General features: G+C 70.6%; 20 protein-coding genes. 5 read left to right on the top strand and 15 right to left on the bottom strand.

Annotated features, from left to right (window positions below):
* Positions 1–453: 453 nt before the first annotated feature.
* The 4 genes from AB0H93_RS01855 to AB0H93_RS01870 form a co-directional block, all read right to left on the bottom strand.
* Complete coding sequence (locus AB0H93_RS01855) at positions 454–1245, bottom strand: heparin lyase I family protein (protein WP_358565840.1); 792 nt, start codon at positions 1243–1245, stop codon at positions 454–456.
* Positions 1246–1255: 10 nt separating this feature from the next.
* On the bottom strand, positions 1256–2263 hold the full coding sequence (locus tag AB0H93_RS01860) for a glycoside hydrolase family 5 protein (protein ID WP_358565843.1): 1008 nt from the start codon (positions 2261–2263) through the stop codon (positions 1256–1258).
* Between the two features lie 217 nt (positions 2264–2480).
* Complete coding sequence (locus tag AB0H93_RS01865) at positions 2481–3641, bottom strand: acyl-CoA dehydrogenase family protein (protein WP_358565846.1); 1161 nt, start codon at positions 3639–3641, stop codon at positions 2481–2483.
* Between the two features lie 70 nt (positions 3642–3711).
* Positions 3712–5232, bottom strand: coding sequence for a 3-hydroxyacyl-CoA dehydrogenase (locus AB0H93_RS01870; RefSeq protein ID WP_358565849.1), 1521 nt, complete (start codon positions 5230–5232; stop codon positions 3712–3714).
* Between the two features lie 185 nt (positions 5233–5417).
* Between AB0H93_RS01870 and AB0H93_RS01875 the strand changes: the two genes are divergently transcribed.
* Complete coding sequence (locus AB0H93_RS01875; protein WP_358565852.1) at positions 5418–6626, top strand: acetyl-CoA C-acetyltransferase; 1209 nt, start codon at positions 5418–5420, stop codon at positions 6624–6626.
* Between the two features lie 58 nt (positions 6627–6684).
* On the opposite strand, the gene AB0H93_RS01880 is transcribed toward AB0H93_RS01875, so the two are convergent.
* A complete protein-coding gene (locus AB0H93_RS01880; protein WP_358565855.1) occupies positions 6685–7011 on the bottom strand; it encodes an antibiotic biosynthesis monooxygenase in 327 nt (108 codons plus the stop codon).
* 56 nt (positions 7012–7067) lie between these two features.
* On the opposite strand from AB0H93_RS01880, the gene AB0H93_RS01885 reads away from it, so the two are divergent.
* The gene (locus tag AB0H93_RS01885; protein ID WP_358565858.1) at positions 7068–7499 is read left to right on the top strand and encodes a MarR family transcriptional regulator; all 432 of its coding nucleotides are present in this window, start codon (positions 7068–7070) and stop codon (positions 7497–7499) included.
* 5 nt (positions 7500–7504) lie between these two features.
* On the opposite strand, the gene AB0H93_RS01890 is transcribed toward AB0H93_RS01885, so the two are convergent.
* Positions 7505–8347, bottom strand: coding sequence for a PhzF family phenazine biosynthesis isomerase (locus AB0H93_RS01890; RefSeq protein ID WP_358565860.1), 843 nt, complete (start codon positions 8345–8347; stop codon positions 7505–7507).
* A gap of 85 nt (positions 8348–8432) precedes the next feature.
* Between AB0H93_RS01890 and AB0H93_RS01895 the strand changes: the two genes are divergently transcribed.
* The gene (locus tag AB0H93_RS01895; RefSeq protein ID WP_358565862.1) at positions 8433–9344 is read left to right on the top strand and encodes a LysR family transcriptional regulator; all 912 of its coding nucleotides are present in this window, start codon (positions 8433–8435) and stop codon (positions 9342–9344) included.
* On the opposite strand, the gene AB0H93_RS01900 is transcribed toward AB0H93_RS01895, so the two are convergent.
* Positions 9341–10216 carry a hypothetical protein gene (locus tag AB0H93_RS01900; protein WP_358565865.1) on the bottom strand — a complete coding sequence of 292 codons (876 nt, stop codon included), beginning with the start codon at positions 10214–10216 and terminating at the stop codon, positions 9341–9343. The genes AB0H93_RS01895 and AB0H93_RS01900 overlap by 4 nt on opposite strands.
* Positions 10217–10571: 355 nt before the next feature.
* Between AB0H93_RS01900 and AB0H93_RS01905 the strand changes: the two genes are divergently transcribed.
* A complete protein-coding gene (locus AB0H93_RS01905; RefSeq protein ID WP_358565868.1) occupies positions 10572–10841 on the top strand; it encodes a GlsB/YeaQ/YmgE family stress response membrane protein in 270 nt (89 codons plus the stop codon).
* A gap of 7 nt (positions 10842–10848) precedes the next feature.
* Here the strand turns inward: AB0H93_RS01905 and AB0H93_RS01910 are convergent, their stop codons facing one another.
* From AB0H93_RS01910 to AB0H93_RS01920, 3 genes are all read right to left on the bottom strand, one after another.
* Positions 10849–11685, bottom strand: coding sequence for a VOC family protein (locus AB0H93_RS01910; RefSeq protein ID WP_358565871.1), 837 nt, complete (start codon positions 11683–11685; stop codon positions 10849–10851).
* Positions 11686–11872: 187 nt separating this feature from the next.
* Positions 11873–13513 (bottom strand): bifunctional metallophosphatase/5'-nucleotidase, encoded by a 1641-nt coding sequence (locus AB0H93_RS01915; protein ID WP_358566875.1) that lies wholly within the window; start codon positions 13511–13513, stop codon positions 11873–11875.
* 103 nt (positions 13514–13616) lie between these two features.
* A complete protein-coding gene (locus tag AB0H93_RS01920; RefSeq protein ID WP_358565874.1) occupies positions 13617–15887 on the bottom strand; it encodes an oxidoreductase in 2271 nt (756 codons plus the stop codon).
* Positions 15888–16106: 219 nt separating this feature from the next.
* On the opposite strand from AB0H93_RS01920, the gene AB0H93_RS01925 reads away from it, so the two are divergent.
* Positions 16107–16370 carry a GlsB/YeaQ/YmgE family stress response membrane protein gene (locus tag AB0H93_RS01925; protein WP_132485082.1) on the top strand — a complete coding sequence of 88 codons (264 nt, stop codon included), beginning with the start codon at positions 16107–16109 and terminating at the stop codon, positions 16368–16370.
* A gap of 388 nt (positions 16371–16758) precedes the next feature.
* Here AB0H93_RS01925 and AB0H93_RS01930 read toward each other — a convergent pair whose 3' ends face one another.
* From AB0H93_RS01930 to AB0H93_RS01950, 5 genes are all read right to left on the bottom strand, one after another.
* Complete coding sequence (locus AB0H93_RS01930) at positions 16759–17685, bottom strand: neutral zinc metallopeptidase (protein ID WP_358565877.1); 927 nt, start codon at positions 17683–17685, stop codon at positions 16759–16761.
* Positions 17686–17950: 265 nt separating this feature from the next.
* A complete protein-coding gene (locus AB0H93_RS01935) occupies positions 17951–19468 on the bottom strand; it encodes a tripartite tricarboxylate transporter permease (protein ID WP_358565880.1) in 1518 nt (505 codons plus the stop codon).
* A gap of 3 nt (positions 19469–19471) precedes the next feature.
* Positions 19472–20011 carry a tripartite tricarboxylate transporter TctB family protein gene (locus AB0H93_RS01940; RefSeq protein ID WP_358565883.1) on the bottom strand — a complete coding sequence of 180 codons (540 nt, stop codon included), beginning with the start codon at positions 20009–20011 and terminating at the stop codon, positions 19472–19474.
* Positions 20008–20994 (bottom strand): tripartite tricarboxylate transporter substrate binding protein, encoded by a 987-nt coding sequence (locus tag AB0H93_RS01945; RefSeq protein WP_358566878.1) that lies wholly within the window; start codon positions 20992–20994, stop codon positions 20008–20010. The genes AB0H93_RS01940 and AB0H93_RS01945 overlap by 4 nt, the downstream gene beginning before the upstream one ends.
* Before the next feature lie 133 nt (positions 20995–21127).
* Positions 21128–21496, bottom strand: coding sequence for a Sec-independent protein translocase TatB (locus AB0H93_RS01950; RefSeq protein ID WP_358565886.1), 369 nt, complete (start codon positions 21494–21496; stop codon positions 21128–21130).
* Positions 21497–21509 lie beyond the last annotated feature (13 nt).

Genomic DNA, 21509 nt, shown 5'->3' on the forward strand with positions numbered 1-21509 from the left:
CGGACGCCCATGCGGCGAAGCCGGCCGTTCCGCCCCAGACCCAAGCCGATAGTCCACAGTGGACAAATTTCTAACCGGATTTCCCAAGGATTTCACAGAATTCACATTCTTGAATGTGCGTCACATACTTGACGCAACCCGATCGACTGCCCTACTTTTGACACCAAGGTCGGGGGTGACGCGGAATCCGCGTCCACCAGCCGGGGGTTCGTTCATGTCTGGCGGCGGGAGCGAACCCCCACCCGACCACCTACCGCCTCGGTTCCGGCGTGCAGACCCCGCCACCGACGGCAGAAACCCCTATGCACCAGCGCTTTCACCCACATGTGCGGCCGAATTCGGCCGACCGATGTGGACTCCCATCGAACCCGCGCGACAGCCAGGTCCGACGAGCCGTGCGTGTTTCGTACCGCCACAGCAACACAAAGCACGCACGGCTCTATTGTCCGGACGTCACCCGGCCACGTCCGCGTACGACCTCCCGACCTTGGCGTCGGCGAGGTAGGCCGTGGCCTCCCCGGTGATGCCGTCGGAGCGGTACACGCCCCACTTGTCGGTCACGAAGTCGGCGCGCAACGTCGCCGCCGGGAGCTGCTTCTGTCCATTGAGGACCTGTTCTTCGCCGTTGTGCCAGAACCTGACCCAGCCCTTGCCCGGATCGCTGGAGACGTGCACCCCGACGACGAAGCTGTTCCAGCTGTCCCTGGGCAGCGGGATCTTCCACAGCTGCGTCGTCTTCATGTCCGGGTCGCAGTACTCCAGGTCGAGCGCGTCGCCGCGGGCCCGCAGCGACAGCGGCGGCGTGGCGGCACCCGACCCGTAGTCCTTGAGCTGCCACAACGCCACCCATTCCCCGGTCTTCGTCGGCAGCGGTTCCCACATCGAACGCCACCCGATGTAGTAGGTGTCGCCCTCGGTGAACCGCAGCCGGCCGCCGTCCGGCGTCTTGTGGCCGCGCGACTCCACCCGCACCCGCTCCGAGCCCTCGGGCACGCCGGAGGTGTGCAGCCGGTACACGTCGCCGTGCTCGCCCTTCGGATCGGCCACCACCTCGACGCTGCCGGGCTTGGTCTCGATCCCTTCGAAGACCGAGGTGCCGCGGTCGGTTTCGGCGGTCCAGACGGGCGCCTGGACCTGCGGGTCCGCCGCCACGGCCGGTTCCGGCACCCGCAGCTCGTCCGCCGCGGTGACCGCCAGCCCCAGCACCGCGGCGAGCGCCGCGCCCGCGCGGAGCAGTTTCCGCACCGGGATCACCTCACTTGACCCGCTCGCGGACCCACTCGCCCGCGGGCTTGAGCTGGCCGGTGCCCGGGTACGGCCCGTTCTCGCAGGTGCCCTCCTTGAACACCGCGCCGGAGCGGGAGTCGTCGGAGTAGTTCCAGTTGGTCCAGCTGATGTTCTTCGACGCCATCAGGTCGATGTACTGCTGGGCCATGTCGAAGTCGTTCCCGCCGTCGCCGGTGGCCTCCTGCGTGCCGAACTCGGTGACGAACATCGGCAGCTTGTCGGCCGCGCGCGACAACGTGTCCAGGTACTCCTGGCCGTGCGACGCCGCGTAGAAGTGGAACGTGTACATGATGTTGTCGGCGTTGACGGGGTTGTCGACGATCTCCTGCTCGTTGGAGTCCTCCGAAACCCCCAGCGACGACCAGGCGCGGGTGCCGACCAGCACCACCGAGTCCGGGTCCTGCTCGCGGATCACCGGGATGAGCTCCTCGGCGTAGCTCTTGATCTGCGACCACTCGACACCGCTGGGCTCGTTGGCGATCTCGTAGAGGACGTTGGTCTTGTCCTTGTGCCGCTTGGCCATCTCGGTGAAGAACGTCTTGGCGCGGTCGAGGTTGTAGTTCGGGTCACCGGGATCGAGCATGTGCCAGTCGATGATCGCGTACATGCCGCGCTGGCTGGCCGCTTCGACGTACTGGTCGACCAGTTCGGTGAACTTGGCCGGGTCGTCCTCGTAGCCGCCTTCCTGGATGTACATGGAAATCCGCAGCACATCGGCCTGCCAGTCGTCGGCCAGCGCGTCCAGCGACGCGTCGTTGACGCACTGGCTGTACCACTGCAGGCCGTGCGTGCTCATGCCGCGCAGCTGCACCGGGGCTCCGCTGCTGTTGCACAGCGTCTTGCCGCAGACAGACAAAATCCCGTTGGCGACAACGGGATCCAGTTCCGGCTCTTGGGTTGTGGCCTGGGCCGCGGTGCTGGTCAACAGCAGGGCCGCGGCGATCGTGACGGCGCGTGCGGAGTTCTGCCACCTCATCGAAATCTCCTCGGTCGAAGAGCAGAGCCGCGGTGGCGGCTCCCGATCCTGGCGGCGGGAAACAGGAAACTTAGTTTCCAGTTCGCGTCACGATAGCGATACCGGCAAAACACCGTCAATACCCCGGAACAGGGACTTGCCACCCATGCGAAAAGAGCACCCCCGGTCGGCGATGCCGACCGGGGGGGTGCCGTTCGTTCAGATTCGTGAACGCGTATCAGGTGAGGGCGTCGACGCCGGTGAGGGCGCGGCCGATGATCAGCTTCTGGACCTGGCTGGTGCCCTCGTAGAGGGTCAGCACGCGCGCGTCGCGGACGTACTTGCCCACCGGGTACTCGTCGATGAAGCCGTACCCGCCGAAGACCTGCAACGCGTTGTTGGACACCCGCACGGCCGTTTCGCTGGCGTGCAGCTTCGCCATCGACGACGCGGTGGTCAGCTCCTGGCGGGACACCCCGCGCTCGGCCAGCGACGCGGCCCGCAAGGTCAGCAGCCGGGCGGCCTCGACCTCGACGGCGGAATCGGCGAGCAGTTCCTGCACCAGCTGCCGCGCCGCGATGGGCTTGCCGAACTGCACGCGCTCCCCCGCGTACCGGGTCGCGGCGGACAACGCGGCCTGCGCCACGCCGACCGCGCCGGCCGCGACCGAGATCCGGCCCTTCGTCAGCGCGCCCAGCGCGATGCCCAGGCCCTTGCCGACCTCGCCGAGCCGCGCCGAATCCGGCACCCGCACCTCGTCGAGCACCAGCTCCGCGGTGGCCTGCCCGCGCAGGCCGAGCTTGCCGTGCACGGTGTTCGCGGTGAAGCCGGGCGAGTCGGTGGGCACCAGGAACGCGGTGATGCCGCGGCCGCCGTCGTCGCTGGTGCGCGCGAACAGCAGCGCGACCTTGGCCCAGGTCCCGTTGGTGATGAACATCTTCTGGCCGGTGATCACCCACTCCTCGCCGTCGCGGCGGGCGCGGGTGGTCAGCGAACCGGGGTCGGAGCCGGCGTCGGGCTCGGTCAGCGCGAAGCAGCCCAGGCCCTCGCCGCTGGTCAGCATCGGCAGCCAGCGCTGCTTCTGCTCCTCGGTGCCGTAGGTGGCGATGGACTTGCTCACCAGGCCCAGCGACACCGAGACGATGCCGCGCACCGAGGAATCGCCGCGGCCGAGCTCCTCGATGACCAGCGCGTAGCTGACCATGTCGGCCTCGACCCCGCCGTACTCCTCCGGGAGCGTCAGCCCGAGGAAGCCGAGTTCGCCGAGCTTGCGCACGATCCCGAGGTCGACCTCCTCGCGGCGGTCCCACTCGCGCACGTGCGGCACGATCTCGGCGTCGACGAACTGGGCCGCCATCTCCCGGAAGGCGACCTGGGTGTCGGTCAGTTCAAAGTCCACAGTGTCCTCGTCGTTCGTTGCGCGCGGTGGTGTCGTGAGCGCTCGTTCCGGTTCTTGCCGGAACGAGCGCTCACGAGAGCAGGTCTTGCGGCGTGGTGCCGGTTTCGGTGAGGTCGAGGCCGAGTTCGGCCCGTTCGACCAGCCAGCGGCTGGGCCGGTAGCGCGGGTCGCCGGTGGCCGACTGCAGGGCGCGCAGCACCGTCAGCACGCGGCGCGGGCCGACGTGCTGTCCCCATTCCAAGGGACCGCGCGGGTAGCCGAGCGCGAGGCGCACCGCCGTGTCGATGTCGCCGGGTGTGGCGAGGCGTTGTTCGGCGATGAAGCAGCTGGTGTTCACGATCGACGCCAGCAGCCGCTGCGCGATCATGCCCGCGCCGTCGCGGACGACGGTCACCGCCCGGCCGGTCGCGGCCAGCGCCGCCCAGGCCGAGCGCGCGAGCGCCGGATCGGTCGCCGGGTGCACGGTCAGCGTGAACCGCTTCTCCGTGCTGAGCGGATCCACGCCGCACACCCGCGCCGGAGGCAGCCCGGCCGAGAGCGCAGCGGTCGCGGAGCTGTGGCCGTACGGGGTGAGGAGGATGACGGCTGCTTCGGAGGGCTCGTCGCCGCGCTCCACCGGCACGCCCGCCGCGCCCAGCGCGTCGAGCAGCTCCGCGTTGGCCGACCAGATCGGGTGCGTCTCCGCCTGCGGCGCCTGCGGTTCGGGCGGTTCCTGCTTCGCGCCCTCGGTGTAGGCGTAGAAGCCTTCGCCGACCTTGCGGCCGAGCAGCCCCGCTTCCAGCCGGGATCGGGTGATCGGCGACGGCCGCAGCCGGGGATCGCCGTAGTAGCCGGACCAGATGCTCTCCGTCGCCGGGTGCGTGACGTCCAGCGCGGTGAGGTCCATCAGCTCGAACGGGCCCATCCGCAGGCCCAGCACGTCGCGGCAGATCCGGTCGACGTCGGCGGGCGCGGCCAGGCCCTCGCCCAGGATCTGCAGCGCCTCGGTGATCAGCCCGCGGCCGGCGTGGTTGACCAGGAAGCCCGGCGTGTCGGTGGCCCGCACCGGCTGGTGGCCCAGCCGCCGCACCAGGTCGACGAGGGCGCCCGGGATCCACTCGGCGGTCCGGGCGCCGGGGATCACCTCGACCAAGCGCATCAGCGGGACGGGGTTGAAGAAGTGCAGGCCGGCCAGCCGGCCGGGGTCGGCGAGCGCGGTGGCGATCGAGGTCACCGACAGCGAGCTGGTGTTGGTGGCGAACACGGTGTGCGCCGGGCAGATCTTCTCCAGCTCGGCGAACAGCTCGCGCTTGGTCGGCAGGTCCTCGCGGACCGCCTCGATCACCAGGTCGCACCCGGTGGGCGCCAGCGGGCTGTCGACCGGCTGCAGCCGGGCCCGCGCCGCGGCGGCGTCGGCACCGGTCATCCGGCTCTTGCCTGCGAGCTTGTCGAACATCTGCCCGATCTGGTCGACCGCGGCGGACACGGCCTCGGGGCGGGCGTCGGCGAGCTCCACGGTCAGCCCGGCGGCCGCGGCCAGCTGCGCGACGCCGCGCCCCATCACGCCGGTGCCGATCACCCGCACAGTGTTGACCCGCTGCGCCCACTGCATGGCCGACCTCCCAAGGTTTCCTCCGACGCACCATCGCACGGCTTGCCAATACCGTCCAATACTGAATTGACCTGCCAGTAAGACGTGATCGAACATAATCGCCGGGCGTTTCCGCACACCGCGGCGCTGTGCTACGAACGAAACGGCGGCGGAGCGGCCGCCACCGGGACCCGAAGGAGCAAGCGATGCGCGAAGCGGTGATCTGCGAACCGCTGCGGACCCCGATCGGCCGGTTCGGCGGGGTGTTCAAGACCGTGCCGGCCGTGGAGCTGGCGGCGACGGTGATCGAGGCGCTGCTGGCGCGCACCGGGCTGCCCGGCGAGGCGGTCGACGAGGTGATCCTCGGCCAGTGCTACCCGAACTCCGACGCCCCGGCGATCGGCCGCGTCGCCGCGCTGGACGCGGGCCTGCCCGTCGAGGTCGGCGGCACCCAGGTGGACCGCCGCTGCGGCTCCGGCCTGCAGGCCGTGCTGGACGCCGCGATGCAGGTGCAGACCGGCGTCAGCGACGTGGTGCTGGCCGGCGGCGCGGAGAGCATGAGCAGCGCGCCGTTCTACACCACCGAGGCCCGGTGGGGAATCCGCGGCAGCGGGCTGGAACTGCACGACGCGCTGGCTCGCGGCCGGGTGACCGCGGGCGGCAAGAACTTCCCGGTGCCGGGCGGAATGCTCGAAACGGCCGAAAACCTGCGCCGCGAATACGGAATCTCCCGCACCGAGCAGGACGAGCTGTCGGTCCGCTCGCAGCAGCGCGCCGGTGCCGCGCAGCAGGCCGGGCTCTTCGCCGACGAGATCGTGCCGGTGACGGTGCGCTCCCGCAAGGGTGACACCGTGGTCGACGTCGACGAGCACCCGCGCCCGGAGACCACAATGGACACCCTGTCGGCGCTGAAGCCGGTGCTGGGCAAGGCCGATCCGGAGGCGACGGTCACCGCGGGCAACGCCAGCGGGCAGAACGACGCGGCCGCGGTGTGCGTGGTGACGACGCCGGAGCGCGCGGCCGAACTCGGGCTGCGACCGCTGGTGCGGCTGGTGTCCTGGGCGCGGGCCGGGGTGCCGCCGCGCACGATGGGCATCGGCCCGGTGCCGGCGACCGCGAAGGCCTTGCAGCGCGCCGGAATCGGGCTGGCCGACGTCGACCTGATCGAGCTCAACGAGGCGTTCGCCGCGCAGGTGCTGGCCTGCACCCGCGAGTGGGAGTTCAAGCCCGCCGACTTCGAGCGGCTCAACGTCAACGGCTCGGGGATCTCGCTGGGCCACCCGCTGGGCGCCACCGGCGGCCGCATCCTCGCGACGCTCTCGCGCGAGATGCACCGCCGCGAGGCCCGCTACGGCCTGGAAACGATGTGCATCGGCGGCGGCCAGGGCCTCGCCGCCGTCTTCGAACGCATCTGATCAAAGGCGGAAGGGCGCCCGTGACGCACGGGTGCCCTTCCGCCTTTCACAACCGGGATCAGCTGTGGTGCACCGACGCCACCTTGTATAGGAACGGTTCCGCATCGGCGATCTCGCGCGCCGCCGACATGTGCTCCCGGCACACCGGATCGGCCAGCATCTCCTGGAACGCCTGCACGCTCTCCCACTGCGCGTAGTTCGCCACGCGCGTGCCGTCGAGGCTCGTGTGGATGTTGGCCGCGACGAATCCCGGCCGGTGCTGCATCACTTCTTCGGTCGCGCGCACCAGCAGGTCCACCAGCTCGCGCTGCCGCTCCGGCACCACGGAGAAGACGTTGATCAGCGTGGCGACGTCGGCGTTCGGGTCGATCGTCGTGGTGGGCATGCGCACTCTCCTGTGTCAGGTTCCTTACATCAACCAGTATGTGTAAGGTTCCTGACATGAGTCAAGTCCCCACCCAGAACCGGCCCGGTTACCTGGTCAAACGGGTCCAGCAACTGCTCCGCCAGGCCTGCGACGAAGGACTCCGCCCGGTCGAGCTGTCCATGTCGCAGTACGCGGTGCTGCGCGCCCTGGCCGACCACCCGGACATCCCGGCCGCGGAGCTGGCACGACTCTGCTTCGTCACCCGCCAGTCGCTGCGGGACGTCCTCAACGGACTCCGCAAGACCGGTCTGGTGTCGGTCGCCGAGCGCGCGACGACCGGACGCGCCCGGCCGGTCGCGCTCACCGCCGAAGGCCGAAAGCGCTTGCGCACGGCCGAAATCGTGGTCACCGAGACCGAGACGCGGATGCTCGCCGGGCTCTCCGCCCGCGAGCAGGACCGCCTGTCGGCCCTGCTCGCCAAATGCGCGGACAACCTCGGCGGCTGATGCGGCTACTGCACGATCGGCACGGCGGCGCCGGTGACGGTCACCCGCGGGTCCTCGCGGTCGATGTCGACGATGAGCTCGCTGCGCCGCCCCATGTCCTGCCCCTGCACGATGGTGATCCGCTCCGGCTCGGAGACCTTCCCCAGGGTCCGGAGGTAGCCGCCGAAGGCGGCCGCCGCGGCGCCGGTCGCCGCGTCCTCGACCACGCCACCGATCGCGAACGGGTCGCGGGCGTGCACGACTCCCGCCTCGTCCTGCCAGAACAGGTGCACCGTGGTCCAGTCGTACTCGCGCATCAGGCCGGCGAGCGCGTCGAAGTCGTAGTCGAGATCGGCCAGGCGCTCGCGCGACCGAGCGGCGAGCACGAGGTGGTTGTTGCCGCCGAACGCGACGTGCGACGGCCAGGCCGGGTCGAGGTCGTCGGCCGACCAGCGCAGGGCCTCCAGGGCGCGGCCGAGCTCGTCGGCGGTCGCCGGCCGCGAGTGGGCGGGCACGCTGGTGAGGCTGGCGACGATCGACTCCCGCTCATCGGTGCTCACCTCGATGGTGCCCGCAGGCGTTTCGAAGGTGATGTCGCCGATCCCGTCGCGCTCGGCCAGCGCGACGGCGGTGGCGACCGTGGCGTGACCGCAGAAGGCGACCTCGGCCAGCGGGCTGAAGAAGCGGAGCCGGTAGCGGCGCTCGGCGGCCTCGATCGGAGCGAGGAAGGCGGTTTCGGAGTAGCCGACGTCGGCGGCGATCCGCTGCATGGTGGCGTCGTCGAGCTCGCGGGCGTCGAGCACGACACCGGCGGGGTTGCCGCCACTGGGGTCGGTGGTGAATGCGGAGAAGCGCTGCACATCGGTCATGCCAAGAACCCTGCCACCAGGGGGTCATCGTGTCCAACGATCGATCTCGATTGCACCTATTTCAAAACTCGATAGACTGCCGCCCGTGGACACCCGCCTCCTGCAGACTTTCATGGCCCTGGCCCGCACCGGCAGCTTCACCGCCGCCGCGGCGGAACTGCACGTCGTCCAATCCACCGTCACCAGCCACATCAAAGCGCTGGAGGGCGAGCTCGACGTGCGGCTGTTCGACCGCCTCCCGCAGGGGGCGCGCCTGACCGACGCGGGTCGGCGCGTCGCGACGCACGCCCGCGACCTGCTGGACGTCGAGCGGCGGCTGCACGACTCGGCGGGCAGCGGCGGCACCATCGCCGGCGAGGTCGTCATCGGGGCCACCGAATCGCTGTGCGCGTACCTGCTTCCGCAGGTGATCTCGGCGCTTGCCACGACGCACCCCGCCATCCAGGTGCACCTGAAACCACTGAGCACGGCGAACGCGTTGCAGGGCCTGGGGCGCCCGGAAGGCGGCCTGGACATCGCGCTGCTGCTCGACGACGAAGTCGCGACCGAGTACTCCGCGCGGACGATCGGTGGGCAGGCCATCGAGCTCGTCGCCGCCGCGGGGCACCCGGCCGCCGGTGGACACCACGACTGGCAGGACCTCGCGGCGTACCAGTACTTCCTGCTGGAGGAAGGCTGTTCCTACACGGACCGGTTCCTGCGCGATCTCACGGCGGCGTCGGCAGCGCGGCCGCGGATCACCCGCTTCGGCAGCATCGAAGCGGCCCGCTCCTGCGTGGCCGCCGGACTCGGCCTGTCCGTGCTGCCCCGCCTCGCCGTCGTCGACCAGCTGGCGAACGGATCGCTGTGCCGCGTGAACGGCCCGGAACTGGCCGAAACCCCGCTGCACCTGGTGACGAACCAGCGCAGGTGGGCCTCCCCCGCCGTCACCACCACCGCCGAAGCCATCGCGCAGGCCGGGGCGGCAATCCCGTTGACCGGCAACGGGATCCGCTAGGCCGTCCCGGTAGCAGCCTCGATCTCGGCCAGGGCGAGCTCGAAGATGCGCTGCTGCTCCTCGGTCACCGGCACGTCCCCCTCGCCTGCCTCCTCGGCTGCCTCGATCCACCCGCGGATGATCACCTCGATGATGTCCGGCACTCCGGTGCCCAACAGCATCTCGACCAACGGCCAGGCGTGCACCTCCTGGGGAAACCGCGCCGCCCGGAAGTGGGTTCTGGCTTCCTGCCACGTCTTCCGCGCCGCCTCCGGGCCGTCGGTGTGGGCCGCGTCGTGCAGCAGGCGGCACCAGCTGACGCCGATCAGGTCGGAGCAGCCGCTGAAATCGGAGTCCCAGGGGGAGGTTTCCGCGACCTCGCGGAACAACGCGACCGCCGCGGCGCGATCGCCGGCGGCGTAGAGGTCGTTGGCCGGACCCAGCTTCGCTTCCAGCCGCCCGCGCGGAGTCGCCCCGTGCTTGGCGACGTAGGCTTCCATCTCCTCGATGTATTCGCGCATGCCGTCCGCGGACGCCCGCAGGTGGTCGGAGTACCACCACAGCTCGGCGGTCTCGTCCTCGTCGACGCCGCCGGCTTCGGCTGCCTGCAACAGCTCCACGGCCCGGTCGTTGTCCTCGTCCATCTCGTCCGGGTCCACGCAGTCTTCCAGCTCGTCCAGGCGGCCGTACGCGCCGGCGAGCGCCAGCACACCTCGAACGTCCTCCGCCACGTCCCCGGCCGCCAGCAGCTCCTCCACGGCCGACGAGACGTGCCCCCAACCCGTTTCCTCGGCCAGTCCTCCGGAAGCGGTGAAGAACGCGGCGATGTCCGGCGGCAGCTTCCCGGAGCCGATCAGGGTGGTGACGCTGGCGGGAACCGACGGTAGGTCCATGCTCCTCCTTCGACGAGGTCGAGCCATCGTGCCAGGCCCACCTCCCCGAATACCGGCGAATGCGGGAATTCGACCGGCCGCTCGCCGCAGGACCGACCCATTCACGCCCGGCCGGATTTGCGCGGGGCGACGGCCGCCCGACGCCGCGGGGACGACGAGATGAACAGCTGAGCAAGGGCTGTTACCTCCCCCACGTTCGTCCGCGAATGTCCGTTTGACGTGGGAAATCGCCGGGCGTGCGCCGGATCACCACTGTCGAAACAGGACGGTCGGCGGCCGCGGCGGCACCTCGTGGTTGCGCGATCCGGTAGCGTTGATCCGGCAGGGATGGACCGCCGACGATGGGGTGAGTGCGATGTTCTGGACGATCATCGGGTGGATCGTGTTCGGGCTGATCGCGGGCTTCATCGCCCGTGCCGTCGTGCCGGGCAAGGACGACATCGGCCTGCTGATGACGATCGTGGTCGGCGTCGCCGGATCGGTCGTCGGCGGCTTCCTGTTCGGCCTGCTCACCGTCGGATTCCGCGGCTTCCAGCCCGCCGGGTGGATCGGCTCGATCGTCGGCGCCGTCATCGTCCTGGTCGTCTACAACAAGGTCACCGGGCGGAAGCGCCTCAACCGCTGACCCGGTCTCAGTCGTCGTAGGGATCGTCGTTGGCCGCGGTGCCGTACTCGCTGGCCTGGCTGGGGTCGACCAGCGCGAAGCGCGCCCCGGTCGGGTCCCGCAGGACGGCCGCGCGGCCGAGGCTCGAATCGTAGGGATCGACCCGGACCCGGCCGCCCAGGGCGATCGCCCGGTGCACCACGTCGTCGGTCCCGACGGCTTCGTCGACGCCGAGGTAGAGCAGCCAGTGCGGCCGGGCCTGGGTGCTCATGAGCTCGCGGATCATGCTGACGCGGGCGAGCATCGACTCGTCGTCGAGGTACCAGACCGCGTACCCGGTGCGGTGTTCCGTGCCGAACTGCTCCGCGGTGTAGCCGAACAGCTCGCCGTAGAAGTGGTCCGCGGTCTGGGCCTTGATGGTCACCAGCTCCGCCCACACCAGGGTGCCCGGCAGGCCGACGTCGAACTGCCAGGCCTCGTCCGGCTCCAGCAGGCCGAATTCGTCGTCCGCGGGGCTGGACAGCACCAGCTTCACGCCCAGCTCCGGCACCCGGCTGCGCGGCACGATGATCTGCGCGCCCAGCTTCCCGGCCGCGGCGGCGGTGGCCGAGCTGTTGTCGGTGGAGAGGAACAACCGCCACTGCGAGCGGTCGTCGGCGGATTCGCGGATGCTGGCCACCGGGAAGCCCTCCTGCAGGGCGATCACGTGCAGCCCGGCCCGCGGATCGCGGTGCGTCTCGTACTCCCAGCCGAACAGCCCGGAGTAGAACTCGCAGGCCTTGTCGACGTTGGTGGTGATCAGTTCGATCCAGCACGGCGTCCCGGCGCGGAGGTCTTCGCGCGGCGCATCCGATCGGGTTCCCACGACAGGCCCACCCCCAGTGGTCGGCTCGTGATCATCAAGCCCATTATCGCGCCGGTTCGCGCGGCGGCGGGGCGGCGAAGATCACGATCCGGCCAAGCAGCCGGAGAATTCGGACATCGGGGGCCGAAACGCGTTGTCCCCGAACGACTCCCGTGGGGCCCGCGGCGCGCGGGCCCCACGAGCCGCGTTACGGGGCGACCGCGATGCGATCCGCCGGCGGCGGCGCCAGCCCGGCGTGCGCGCCCAGGTAGCCGACGAGCGCGTCGAGGTCCACCGGCCCACCGGCGATTTCCGTTCCCCCGGCGAACTCGGTGAACCCGTCCCCGCCGGAGGCGAGGAAGTTGTTCACCGACACCCGGTAGGGCGCGTTCGGGTCGACCGGCTTGCCCGCGATGGTGATGCCGGAGACCTTCGAACCGACAGGTGCGGACGCGGAATAGGTGTAGCGCAGCGTCGAGGAGACCTGCAGGATCCGCGTCGCATTCGGCTGCCACTGCTGTTCCAGGACGTTCTTCAGCTGCGCCCCGGTCAGCGTCATCGTCTGCATGACGTTGCCGAAGGGCTGCACCGCGTAGGCCTCGCCGTAGGTGACCACCCCGTCGCCCTCGCCCTCCGGCGAGGAGGCGTGCACCAGGCCCGTCCTGATCCCGCCCGGGTTGGTGATCGCCACCTGCGCGCCGTTGCCGGTGGTGGCCTCCAGCTGCGCGTCGGCGAGCACGTCGCCGAGCGCGGACTCGCCGGAGGGCACGGGCTCCCGCAGCAGATCCGCGGTGATCGTGCCGACCTGGCGGTTCGCGATGGGCCTGGCCTTCCCGGCGGCCTCGTCGATCAGCTTCTGCGCGGCGGGGTCCGGCGGCACGTCGCGGGTGACGATCTCGTTGTGCGCCTTCGTCGACGGTCGCACGACGTCCATGGTGCGCCGGTCGATGGTCAGGTCCGCCACCGACAGCAGCCGGCCGTAGGAGCCGCCCTGCAGCACGGTGCGCGGGTTGCCCGCCGGGTCGTCGACCACGCAGTTGTACTGCTGGTGGCTGTGCCCGGTGAAGATCAGGTCGACCTTCGGCGAGGCGTTGGCGGCGATCTCCGTCGCCGGCCCCGGCGTCACCCGGCAGTCGTCCGGCCCACCGCCCTCGGTGTTGTCGCCCTGGTGCAGCAGCATCACCTGAGCCTTCACCCCGACGCTGTCCAGCAGGTCCGCCGTGCGGTCGATGGCCTCGACCTCGTCGCCGAACTTCAGGCCCTTGATCGCCTCGGGCGTGACCATCGCCGGCAGGTCCTCCAGCGTCACGCCGATGATCCCGATCAGCACCCCTCCGACGCGTTCGACGCTGAACGGCGCCAGGGCGGGCCGGCCGTCGTCGAAGGCGACGTTCGCGCCGAGGTACGGGAAGTCGGCCCCGCCGTAGGAATCGCGGAACTGGCACCCGTCGGCCGGGTGGCAGCCGCCGGACTGGACGCGCTGGAGCTCGGCGTAGCCCTCGTCGAACTCGTGGTTGCCGACGACCGCCGCGGCGACCCCGACCTCGTTGAGGAACTCGACGGTCGGCTCGTCGTGGAACAGCGCCGAGTTCACCGGCGACGCGCCGATGTTGTCGCCCGCCGAGAGCACCAGCGAGTTGCTCTTCTCGGCGCGCAGCCGGGCGACGTGGGTGGCCAGGAACGCGGCGCCACCGGCGTCGACCGTGCCGCCGTCGGGCAACGTCACCTTCCCGGACGAACCGGCCGGCGGCTCCAGGTTGCCGTGCAGGTCGTTGAACGCGATCAGCCGGACCTCCGCCGCGGGCTCCGGCTGGGCGTTCGCCGCCACCGGCAACGCCGCGGCGACCAGCGCCGCCGTCCCGATCGCCGCGATGCGGCGGCCAACCCGATATCGTTTCACTGGCTTTCCTCCGGTTTCCTGCTCCTCCGGCGGCCGTCGTCCGGTCCGCCGGTCAGCGTTCCCGGTGCAGGCCCCTGCTGATGCCCGCCGCGACGGTCGTCGCCAGCGTCCAGCCGACGGCCACGAGGACGACGGTCACCCACTGCGAAGCGCCGCGGGCCTGCCACATGTCGTCCTGGCCGAGGGTCACCACCGGCAGCATTTGGTCCAATGTGTACAGCAGCGGGTTCCACACCGGATGGTCCTGCTCGTTGACCGGGATCAGCGGGTGGACGGCGAACCAGGCCGTGCCGGCGGTCGCGAACAGCAGCATCCAGGCCAGCGCCCGCAGCGGGCGGTAGCCGTAGCCGACGGTGATCCGCTGCAGCAGGCTCCACAACCGCACCGTCCACCGCAGCCCGGGCCGGGTGGTGGCGCTGGTTGCCGCGTAGCGGTGGCGCTGCTTCTCGATGAGCGCCGTGACGGCGTGCTCTTCCAGGCCGTTGGCCCGGAACACGTTGGCGAGCTGGTCGTACGGGCCCGGCTGGTAGGCGCCGCCGGAGGCGGCCCGCAGCCAGCCCAGCCGCTCCTGCACCCGGTCCTGGTCCGTGAGTTCGAAGGACTCGGAGAAGTTCTCGTAGCCGAAGTCCTCGAAGTCGAGCCCTCCCCTGGCCGACCAGAGCACGGCGTTGTCAGCGAGCAGCTCGCACTGCGCCTGCCGCAACGTGATCCGCCCCTGCGGCGCGCTGTGCGGGAGCAGCGTCAACTCCTGCGCCACCACGCCGAAGGCGTTGAGCGCCGCCGGGGAGAAGCCGTCGCCGAGCTCGCAGCCCCAGAAGTTGAGGTGCCGGCCGATCGTGGCCCAGCGCAGCTCCACCGCGCCCTCCGCGCGGAACGTGCGCGAGCCCTCGGCGCACACCAGGTCGCGTTCGATCCGGGCCGCGCGCAGGTCCAGCGACGCCTTGTAGCCCTTGCGGTGCTGGTGCCAGGCGGGCTTGGTCAGCCGCGCCGACCGCAGGTCGACGTTCGCGCCGACCCGCACGCCCTGCAACTGCAGCGACCCGATGATCTCGGCCTCGCGGCATTCCAGGTTGCTGCCCACCACCGCCCGGCTGGCCCGCAGGACGTCGGTTCGCGGCCCCACCAGCTTCGCGTTGTTGAACTGGATGCTGCCGTTGACCGTGACGTCGGTCATCCGGAACTGGCCTCGCACGACGACGTTGCGGGCGTCGAGGTTGCCGAAGATCTGCATGCCGTCGAGGTGCGCCGCGCGAAGCGGCTGCTCCACCGAGGCGGCGGGCGGGCGCAGCCAGCGCAGATCGATCTGCGCGCCCGCCATCCGCAGGTTGCCGCCGACGGTGGCGCTGACCAGCCGGAGGGTTCCGCCGCTGCGGAAGTTCTGGTCGAGCTGGATGTCACCGCGGATGTCGGCGCGGTCGGCGACCAGGGTGGCGGCCGGGTCGTCGTGCTGGGAGTCGCCGCGGCGCGGCGGCTGAACGCCCGGTTCGAGCTGCGCGTTCCGGAGCCGCAGGTCACCGGCGATGCGCGCGCTCGGCAGCATGAGCCGGCCGGCCGCGGTGAACGCCCGGTCGGTGTTCCGGTCGACGTCGAACCGCAGCGAGCCGCCGATCTGGATGCCGGTGGCGTTGAGCGCGTTCCGGCCGCGGTTGCGCAGGGTTCCGCCGGAGAGCGTCAGGTTCCCGCCCACCTGCGCGCCGGGGATGCGGATCTCGCCCGCGACCTGCAGGCGGATGCCCAGCAGCGCGCCGGACACCTTGAGCCGGTCGCCGTAGATCGCGCGCCGCCCGGGATTGCGCAGCTCGCTGTCGTTGAGCAGCAGCGAGCCGCCGAGATCGGCGTCGGCCAGGTCCACGACGCCGACGCTCCGGCACCGGCGGAGCACGGTGTCGTTGCTGACCGAGAGGTTGCGCGCGTTGATCCCGGGGAACCGGCAGTTCCACATCACCAGCCCGGCCAGCCGGGCCTGCCGCAGGTCCGGGGCCGTCTCGAACCGGCAGCCGACGAACTCCAGCAGGTACGGCAGGTCGGCGTTGCGCAGATCGACCCGGCCGGTGAGCAGCGCGTTCTCGACCGCGATCACCAGCGGCTGGGCGCCGCGCCGGTTGAACAGCCGCCAGCCGCCCTCCTCCAGGGAGTCGATCAGCCGCCGGGTGAAGTACTCGCCGCGGATCACCCGCTCCGCGGGCGCGACCTGGCCGTTGCCCTCGCCCGGGGCGGGCTCGTCGGCGGGCTGCGCCGACGCCCTGCTGGGCCTGAGCAGCTCGTCGAAGCGCCGCTCGGCGGCGGTCTGCGGTCCACCGTTGTCCCACGGTCTGCCCGGCACGGCGTGCTCTCCATCGCTGTCGAACCAAGTGATCCACACGCACCGTAGCCGATCGGACACCGCGACAACGCGACTTTCGGCGGGACACGGCATCGAGTCCACAGTGGATCACGCGGATTCCTGAGATCAACATCACGACGGGCCGATCGGGGGCGGACCCCGATCCGGCGATCTGGAATGCTGCGCCCGCCGTAGAACGAAACGTCAGGGAGGACCCCGATGGGCATCATCAGCTGGATCGTGCTGGGACTGATCGCGGGCGGTATCGCCAAGGCGCTCATGCCGGGCCGGGACCCGGGCGGCTGCATCGTCACGATCCTGCTCGGCGTCGCGGGCGCCTTCGTGGGCGGCTGGGTCGGCAAGACCCTCTTCCACGTCGAGCTCGGCACGTTCTTCGACCTGCGCACCTGGGGCCTGGCGGTGCTGGGAGCACTGATCCTGCTCGTCGGCTACCGGCTGATCTTCGGCAAGCCCCGGAGCTGAGCCCCCACCCGAACGCGGCGCCGGAGTGCATCCGTCCGCAGTTTCAATTGAAACTGCGGATCCAGTTTCAGTGAGCGTTTTTCATCCTGGTCGACCCGCAGCCGCGAGTCGCAAAGCTGCACGTCGATGGGGTGCCGCATGCGCCGCAGGCGCATAACCCACCCACGACACTCGCACCGCCGCGGGTTCACGGTGCCCACCCCTCCGGGGTTCCCTTGGCGAGGACGGCCCCTCCGCCGTGTATTGGACATACATCAGGAGGGGCACCCACAGACCAGGGAGCCTCTGAGGTTCCGCCACCCGCACCGCCACGCAAAACGAGGCTGGAAAAAACCTCAATGGAAATTGCGGAGCACCGAGGCCGTCGCGCGGAGCGGGTCGGCGTCGATCAGCCCAGGTTCACCTTCGGGTCGAAGGTGTTGCAGGCGTTCGGGTCCCCCGTCCGCAAGCCGGTGGTGAACCACTTCTCGCGCTGCGCCGAACTGCCGTGGGTGAACTTGCTCTCGTCGACCCGGCCGCCGCCGAGGCGCGCCTGGATGAAGTCGTCGCCGATGCGTTCGGCGGCGTCCAGGGCGCGGCGGACGTCGTCCGCGGAGATCTCCTGGATCAGCGGTTTCCCGGAGCGCGTGGGCACCGTCGTGGCGTGGTTGGCCCACACCCCGGCGTAGCAGTCGGCCTGCAGCTCCAGGCGCACCGCGCCCGAGGTCGGCCCGGTCTGCCGGGCATCGACCTTCGAGTTGGTGCCGAGCAGGTTCTGCACGTGGTGGCCGTACTCGTGGGCCAGCACGTAGGCCTCCACGAAACGCCCGCCCTGGGCGCCGAACCGCGTCTGGAGCTCCTTGAAGAAGTCCAGGTCGATGTAGACGTCCGCGTCGGCCGGGCAGTAGAACGGGCCGACGTCGGAGGTGGCGCCGCCGCAGGCGGTGTTCACCGCGCCGCGGAAGAACTTCGTCGGCGCGGCCTGGTACTTCCGGCCCGAGCGCTGGAACTGCTCGCCCCAGTAGCCCTGGATGGAGTTGATCGACGCGACCAGCGCGCACTCGTCGCGCCTGTTGGCGTCCACGCCGGTCCGGCATTCCTGCGCCAGGCGCTGGTCGTCCGCCTGCTGGCCGGCGGGCAGCTGGTCGAGGCTCAGCGGCAACTGCACCTGGCCACCGCCGCCGGTGAAGTTGCCGAGCAGGAAGTAGAGCACGATCCCCACGAGCGCCAGTCCCCCGCCGCCGACGGCGATGGTGCCACCGCCGATCCCGCCGCCGGAACCACCGACGTCCTCGACCTGCGAGGCGTCCAGCTCCGCATCGTCGTTGAACCGCACTGCGCCCTCCCGGGACCTCCGCACCAACCGGCCGCGAAGCGGCCACGGAACAAGATATCCGGCCCACCCCGGCAACCGAAAAGGCGCACCACACCGGGAAAATCACCCCAAGAGCGGACAATCAACGCCAACCGCACATCCACCCCCGCATCACCCACCGACGGACAGCGACCGGCCTTCGCGGGGTTCGCCCGCCCGTGTCCTGAAAATGCGCGAAGGGCGTCTTCGGGCGGATGTGCCCGAAGACGCCCTTCGTCCGGGTGGGTCAGGCGTCGACCCGGTCCGCCGGCTCCGCCGGTTTCGGCGTGCGGCGGACGAGGCGACCCCACAGCGGGTACGTGAGCAGGATCGCGATGATCACGTAGACCACGATCGCCAGCGGCGAGTTCACCAGGCCCGTCAGGTCACCGTCGCTGATCTGCAGCGCTCGGCGCATCTGCAGCTCCGCGGTCGGGCCCAGGATCACGCCGATGATCGCCGGCAGCACCGGCAGGCCGAAGCGGCGCATCGCGAAGCCGATCGCCCCGATGATGAACAGCAGCACCAGATCCATCGCCTCGCCGCCGATCGCGTACGCACCGACGCTGGCGAAGAACAGGATGCCCGCGTACAGGTACGGCCGCGGGATCTGCAGCAGCTTCGCCCACACCGGCGCCAGCGGCAGGTTGACCACCAGCAGCAGCGCCAGGCCGACGAACATGCTCGCGATCAGCGCCCACACCAGGTCCGATTCGCGCTGGAACAGCAGCGGACCGGGCTGGATGCCGTACTGCTGGAACGCCGCCAGCATCACCGCGGCCACCGAGGTGGTCGGCAGGCCGAGGGTGAGCATCGTGACCATGGTGCCCGCCGCGCTGGACGTCGAGGTGGCCTCCGGCCCGGCGACGCCCTCGATCGCGCCCTTGCTGCCCCACGTTCCCTTGCGGCGGCCCAGCTGCCGCTCGACGGTGTAGGACAGGAAGGTCGGCACCTCGGCGCCCCCGACCGGGATCGCGCCGAACGGGAAACCGATCAGCGGGCCGCGCAGCCAGGGCTTCCACGCCCGCCCGAGGTCCTGCCGGGACATCCACGGCCGGCCGACCGGGATCGGCTTCTCCTGGGTGTGGCGCAGGTGCGCGGCGACCCACAGCGACTCGCCGACCGCGAAGAGGCCGACCGCGACGAGCACCACGTCGATGCCGTCGACCAGCTGCAGCGAACCGAACGTCATCCGGGCCTGCCCGCTCATCTGGTCGAGCCCGACCAGCCCGATGGTCAGCCCGATCAGCAGCGAGGCGAAGCCGCGGATCCGCGAGCTGCCCAGCACCGTCGAGGTCGCCACGAACGCCAGCACCATGAACGCGAAGTAGTCCGGCGCGCCGATGTCGACCGCGTAGCCCGCGATGACCGGTGCCAGCAGCACCAGCAGGATGAGGCCGACCAGGCCGCCGACGAAGTGCCCGACGGCCGCCGCGGCCAGCGCTTGCGCGCCCCGGCCGTTCTTGGCCATCTTGTTGCCTTCGATGGCCACCACCACCGCGGCGCTCTCGCCGGGGGTGTTGAGCAGGATCGACGTGGTCGATCCGCCGAACATGCCGCCGAAGTAGATGCCGGCGAACATGATGAACGCGCCGGTGGGATCCAACGTGTAGGTCACCGGCAGCAGCAGGGCCACCGCCATCGCCGGGCCGATGCCCGGCAGCACGCCGACGGCGGTGCCCAGCACCACTCCGATCGCGGCGAACAGCAGGTGCTGCGGGGTCAGGGCGGTGGCGAAACCGCCCAGGAGGTTCGTCAGGTCCATCGGTTACAGCACCCCCATCAGCGGGCCACCGGGCAGCGGAACGCCGAGCAGTTCGTTGAACGCCAGCCACGTCAGCACCGAGATGGCGGCCGCGATGAGCGGGTCCCGCACCAGGTTGCGGCTGCCCAGCGCGTAGGCCGCACCCCAGAACATGATCGCGGCCGAGGCCGGGAACCCGATGATGTTGATCAGCGCCGCGTTGAGCAGGAAGAACCCGGACAGCAACAACAGCGTGCGCCAGTCGGTCGGCGCGTCGAGGTCGACGTCCTCGCCGGCCTCGGCCTCGCCGCGGCCGCCGCGCAGGACGTCCCGCGCCAGCAGCAACGACACCAGCACCAGCAGCGAGCCGACCACGACCGGCACCGCCTTCGGCCCGACCGGGCCGCGCTGCGCGAAATCGGTCGGGATCAGGGCCGCGTCGACGAGCACGAGCGCGCCGACCGCGAGCAGCAGCACGCAGATGCCGAGCTCGGAGTGCGCGCGCCACCAGCTCTCGCGCACCGGCTCCGCCGGCGACTCCGTCTTGTCCACAGTGGAACTCATGCCGCCCCCAACTCCTTCAGCACCGACGCGACGCGGTCGTTCTCGGACGCCAGGAACGCGCCGAAGTCATCGCCGGTCTGGAAGGCGTCGGACCACCCGTTGAGCTTCATGGCCTGCTGCCACTGCTCGCTGGCGTGCAGCTTGGTGAACAGCGAGATCAGCTTCTCGCGCTCCTGCTCGGTGATGCCCGGGGGCGCGACGATGCCCCGCCAGTTGGTGAAGCTGACGTCCACACCGGACTCCCGCAGGGTCGGCGCGTCGATGCCGGGCACCCGCTCCGGGCTGGTCACCGCCAGCGCCCGCAGCTCACCGGCGGCGATCTGGTCGCGCGTCTCGCCGATCCCGGAGACGCCGAAGGCGACCTTGCTGCCGAGCACGGAGGCCATCAGCTCGCCGCCACCGTCGAACGGCACGTAGTTGACCTGCTTCGCGGACAGGCCGATGGCCTTCGCGGTCAGCATCGGCGCCAGGTGGTCCGGGCCGCCGGGCGACGAGCCGCCGCCGACCGGAACCGCGCCGGGGTCGGCCTTCCAGGCCGCGATCAGCTGGGCGATGTTCTGGTACGGGGAGTCCTTGGCCACCACGATGACGTCGGATTCCTCGGTGAGCTTCGCGATCGGCGTGGTGTTCTGCAGCGACACCGGCGAGTGGTTGGTGTAGACCGAGCCCACCACGCCCAGGCCCATCGACATCACCATCGCGCCGTTGCCCGACTCGTTGACCAGCCTGCCCAGCCCGACCGTGCCGCCCGCGCCGGGCAGGTTGAACACCTCGGTCGGCCCGTTCAGCCCGGTGTCCTCGATCGCCTTCACCGCGGTGCGCGCCGTGATGTCGTAACCGCCACCCGGCGTGTTGGGCACCATGACCCGCAGGCCGCGGATCTGCGAGCCCGGGGCATCGCCCCCCGAACTGACCAGGGGCGGCACCAGCAACACCAGCAGCGCCGCGCCCAGCACCGCCAGGACCACTTTCAACTTCCGCATCATCACCTCACTGTGACACCGGTCTCCCGGACCGGGTGGTGGGTGATGGTGCCGCACGGCACCACGCGGCGTCTCGCTTTAGCACCTATCGGAAGTTGTGGAAGTTCTGTCACCGCCCCGGAGGTACCGGCTCTCAGGTGGCCTCGACGTCGAAGGGCGGAGTCTCGCCGGGGCGCGGAAAGCGTTGCTGCGGCGCGGAAATCGCGGCAGACGCGGTCTTCGGGCCGGCGTCGTCGAGCAGGTAGTTCGCGACCGCGCGCCGCGGGTCGAGGTTGCGCAGGTCGTTGAGCTGCCGCAGGGGTTCGCGCAGCTGCTCCAGCGGTTCCTGGATGCCGCGGTAGTCGTCGCCCAATTCCGAGCGGAGCTGCGCCTGCGCGTCCGCGGCGTATCCGCGGACCTGCCGCATGGTTCGCGCCCACCAATCCACAGCCTGGGGCAGCCGCTCCGGGCCCAGGATGAACAGGCCTGCGACGAGCAGGACGGCGAGGTGTTCCAGGCTCATGCTGACCTTCTCC

It is taken from the genome of Saccharopolyspora sp. NPDC050642 (assembly GCF_040654735.1).
Taxonomy (GTDB): domain Bacteria; phylum Actinomycetota; class Actinomycetes; order Mycobacteriales; family Pseudonocardiaceae; genus Saccharopolyspora; species Saccharopolyspora elongata.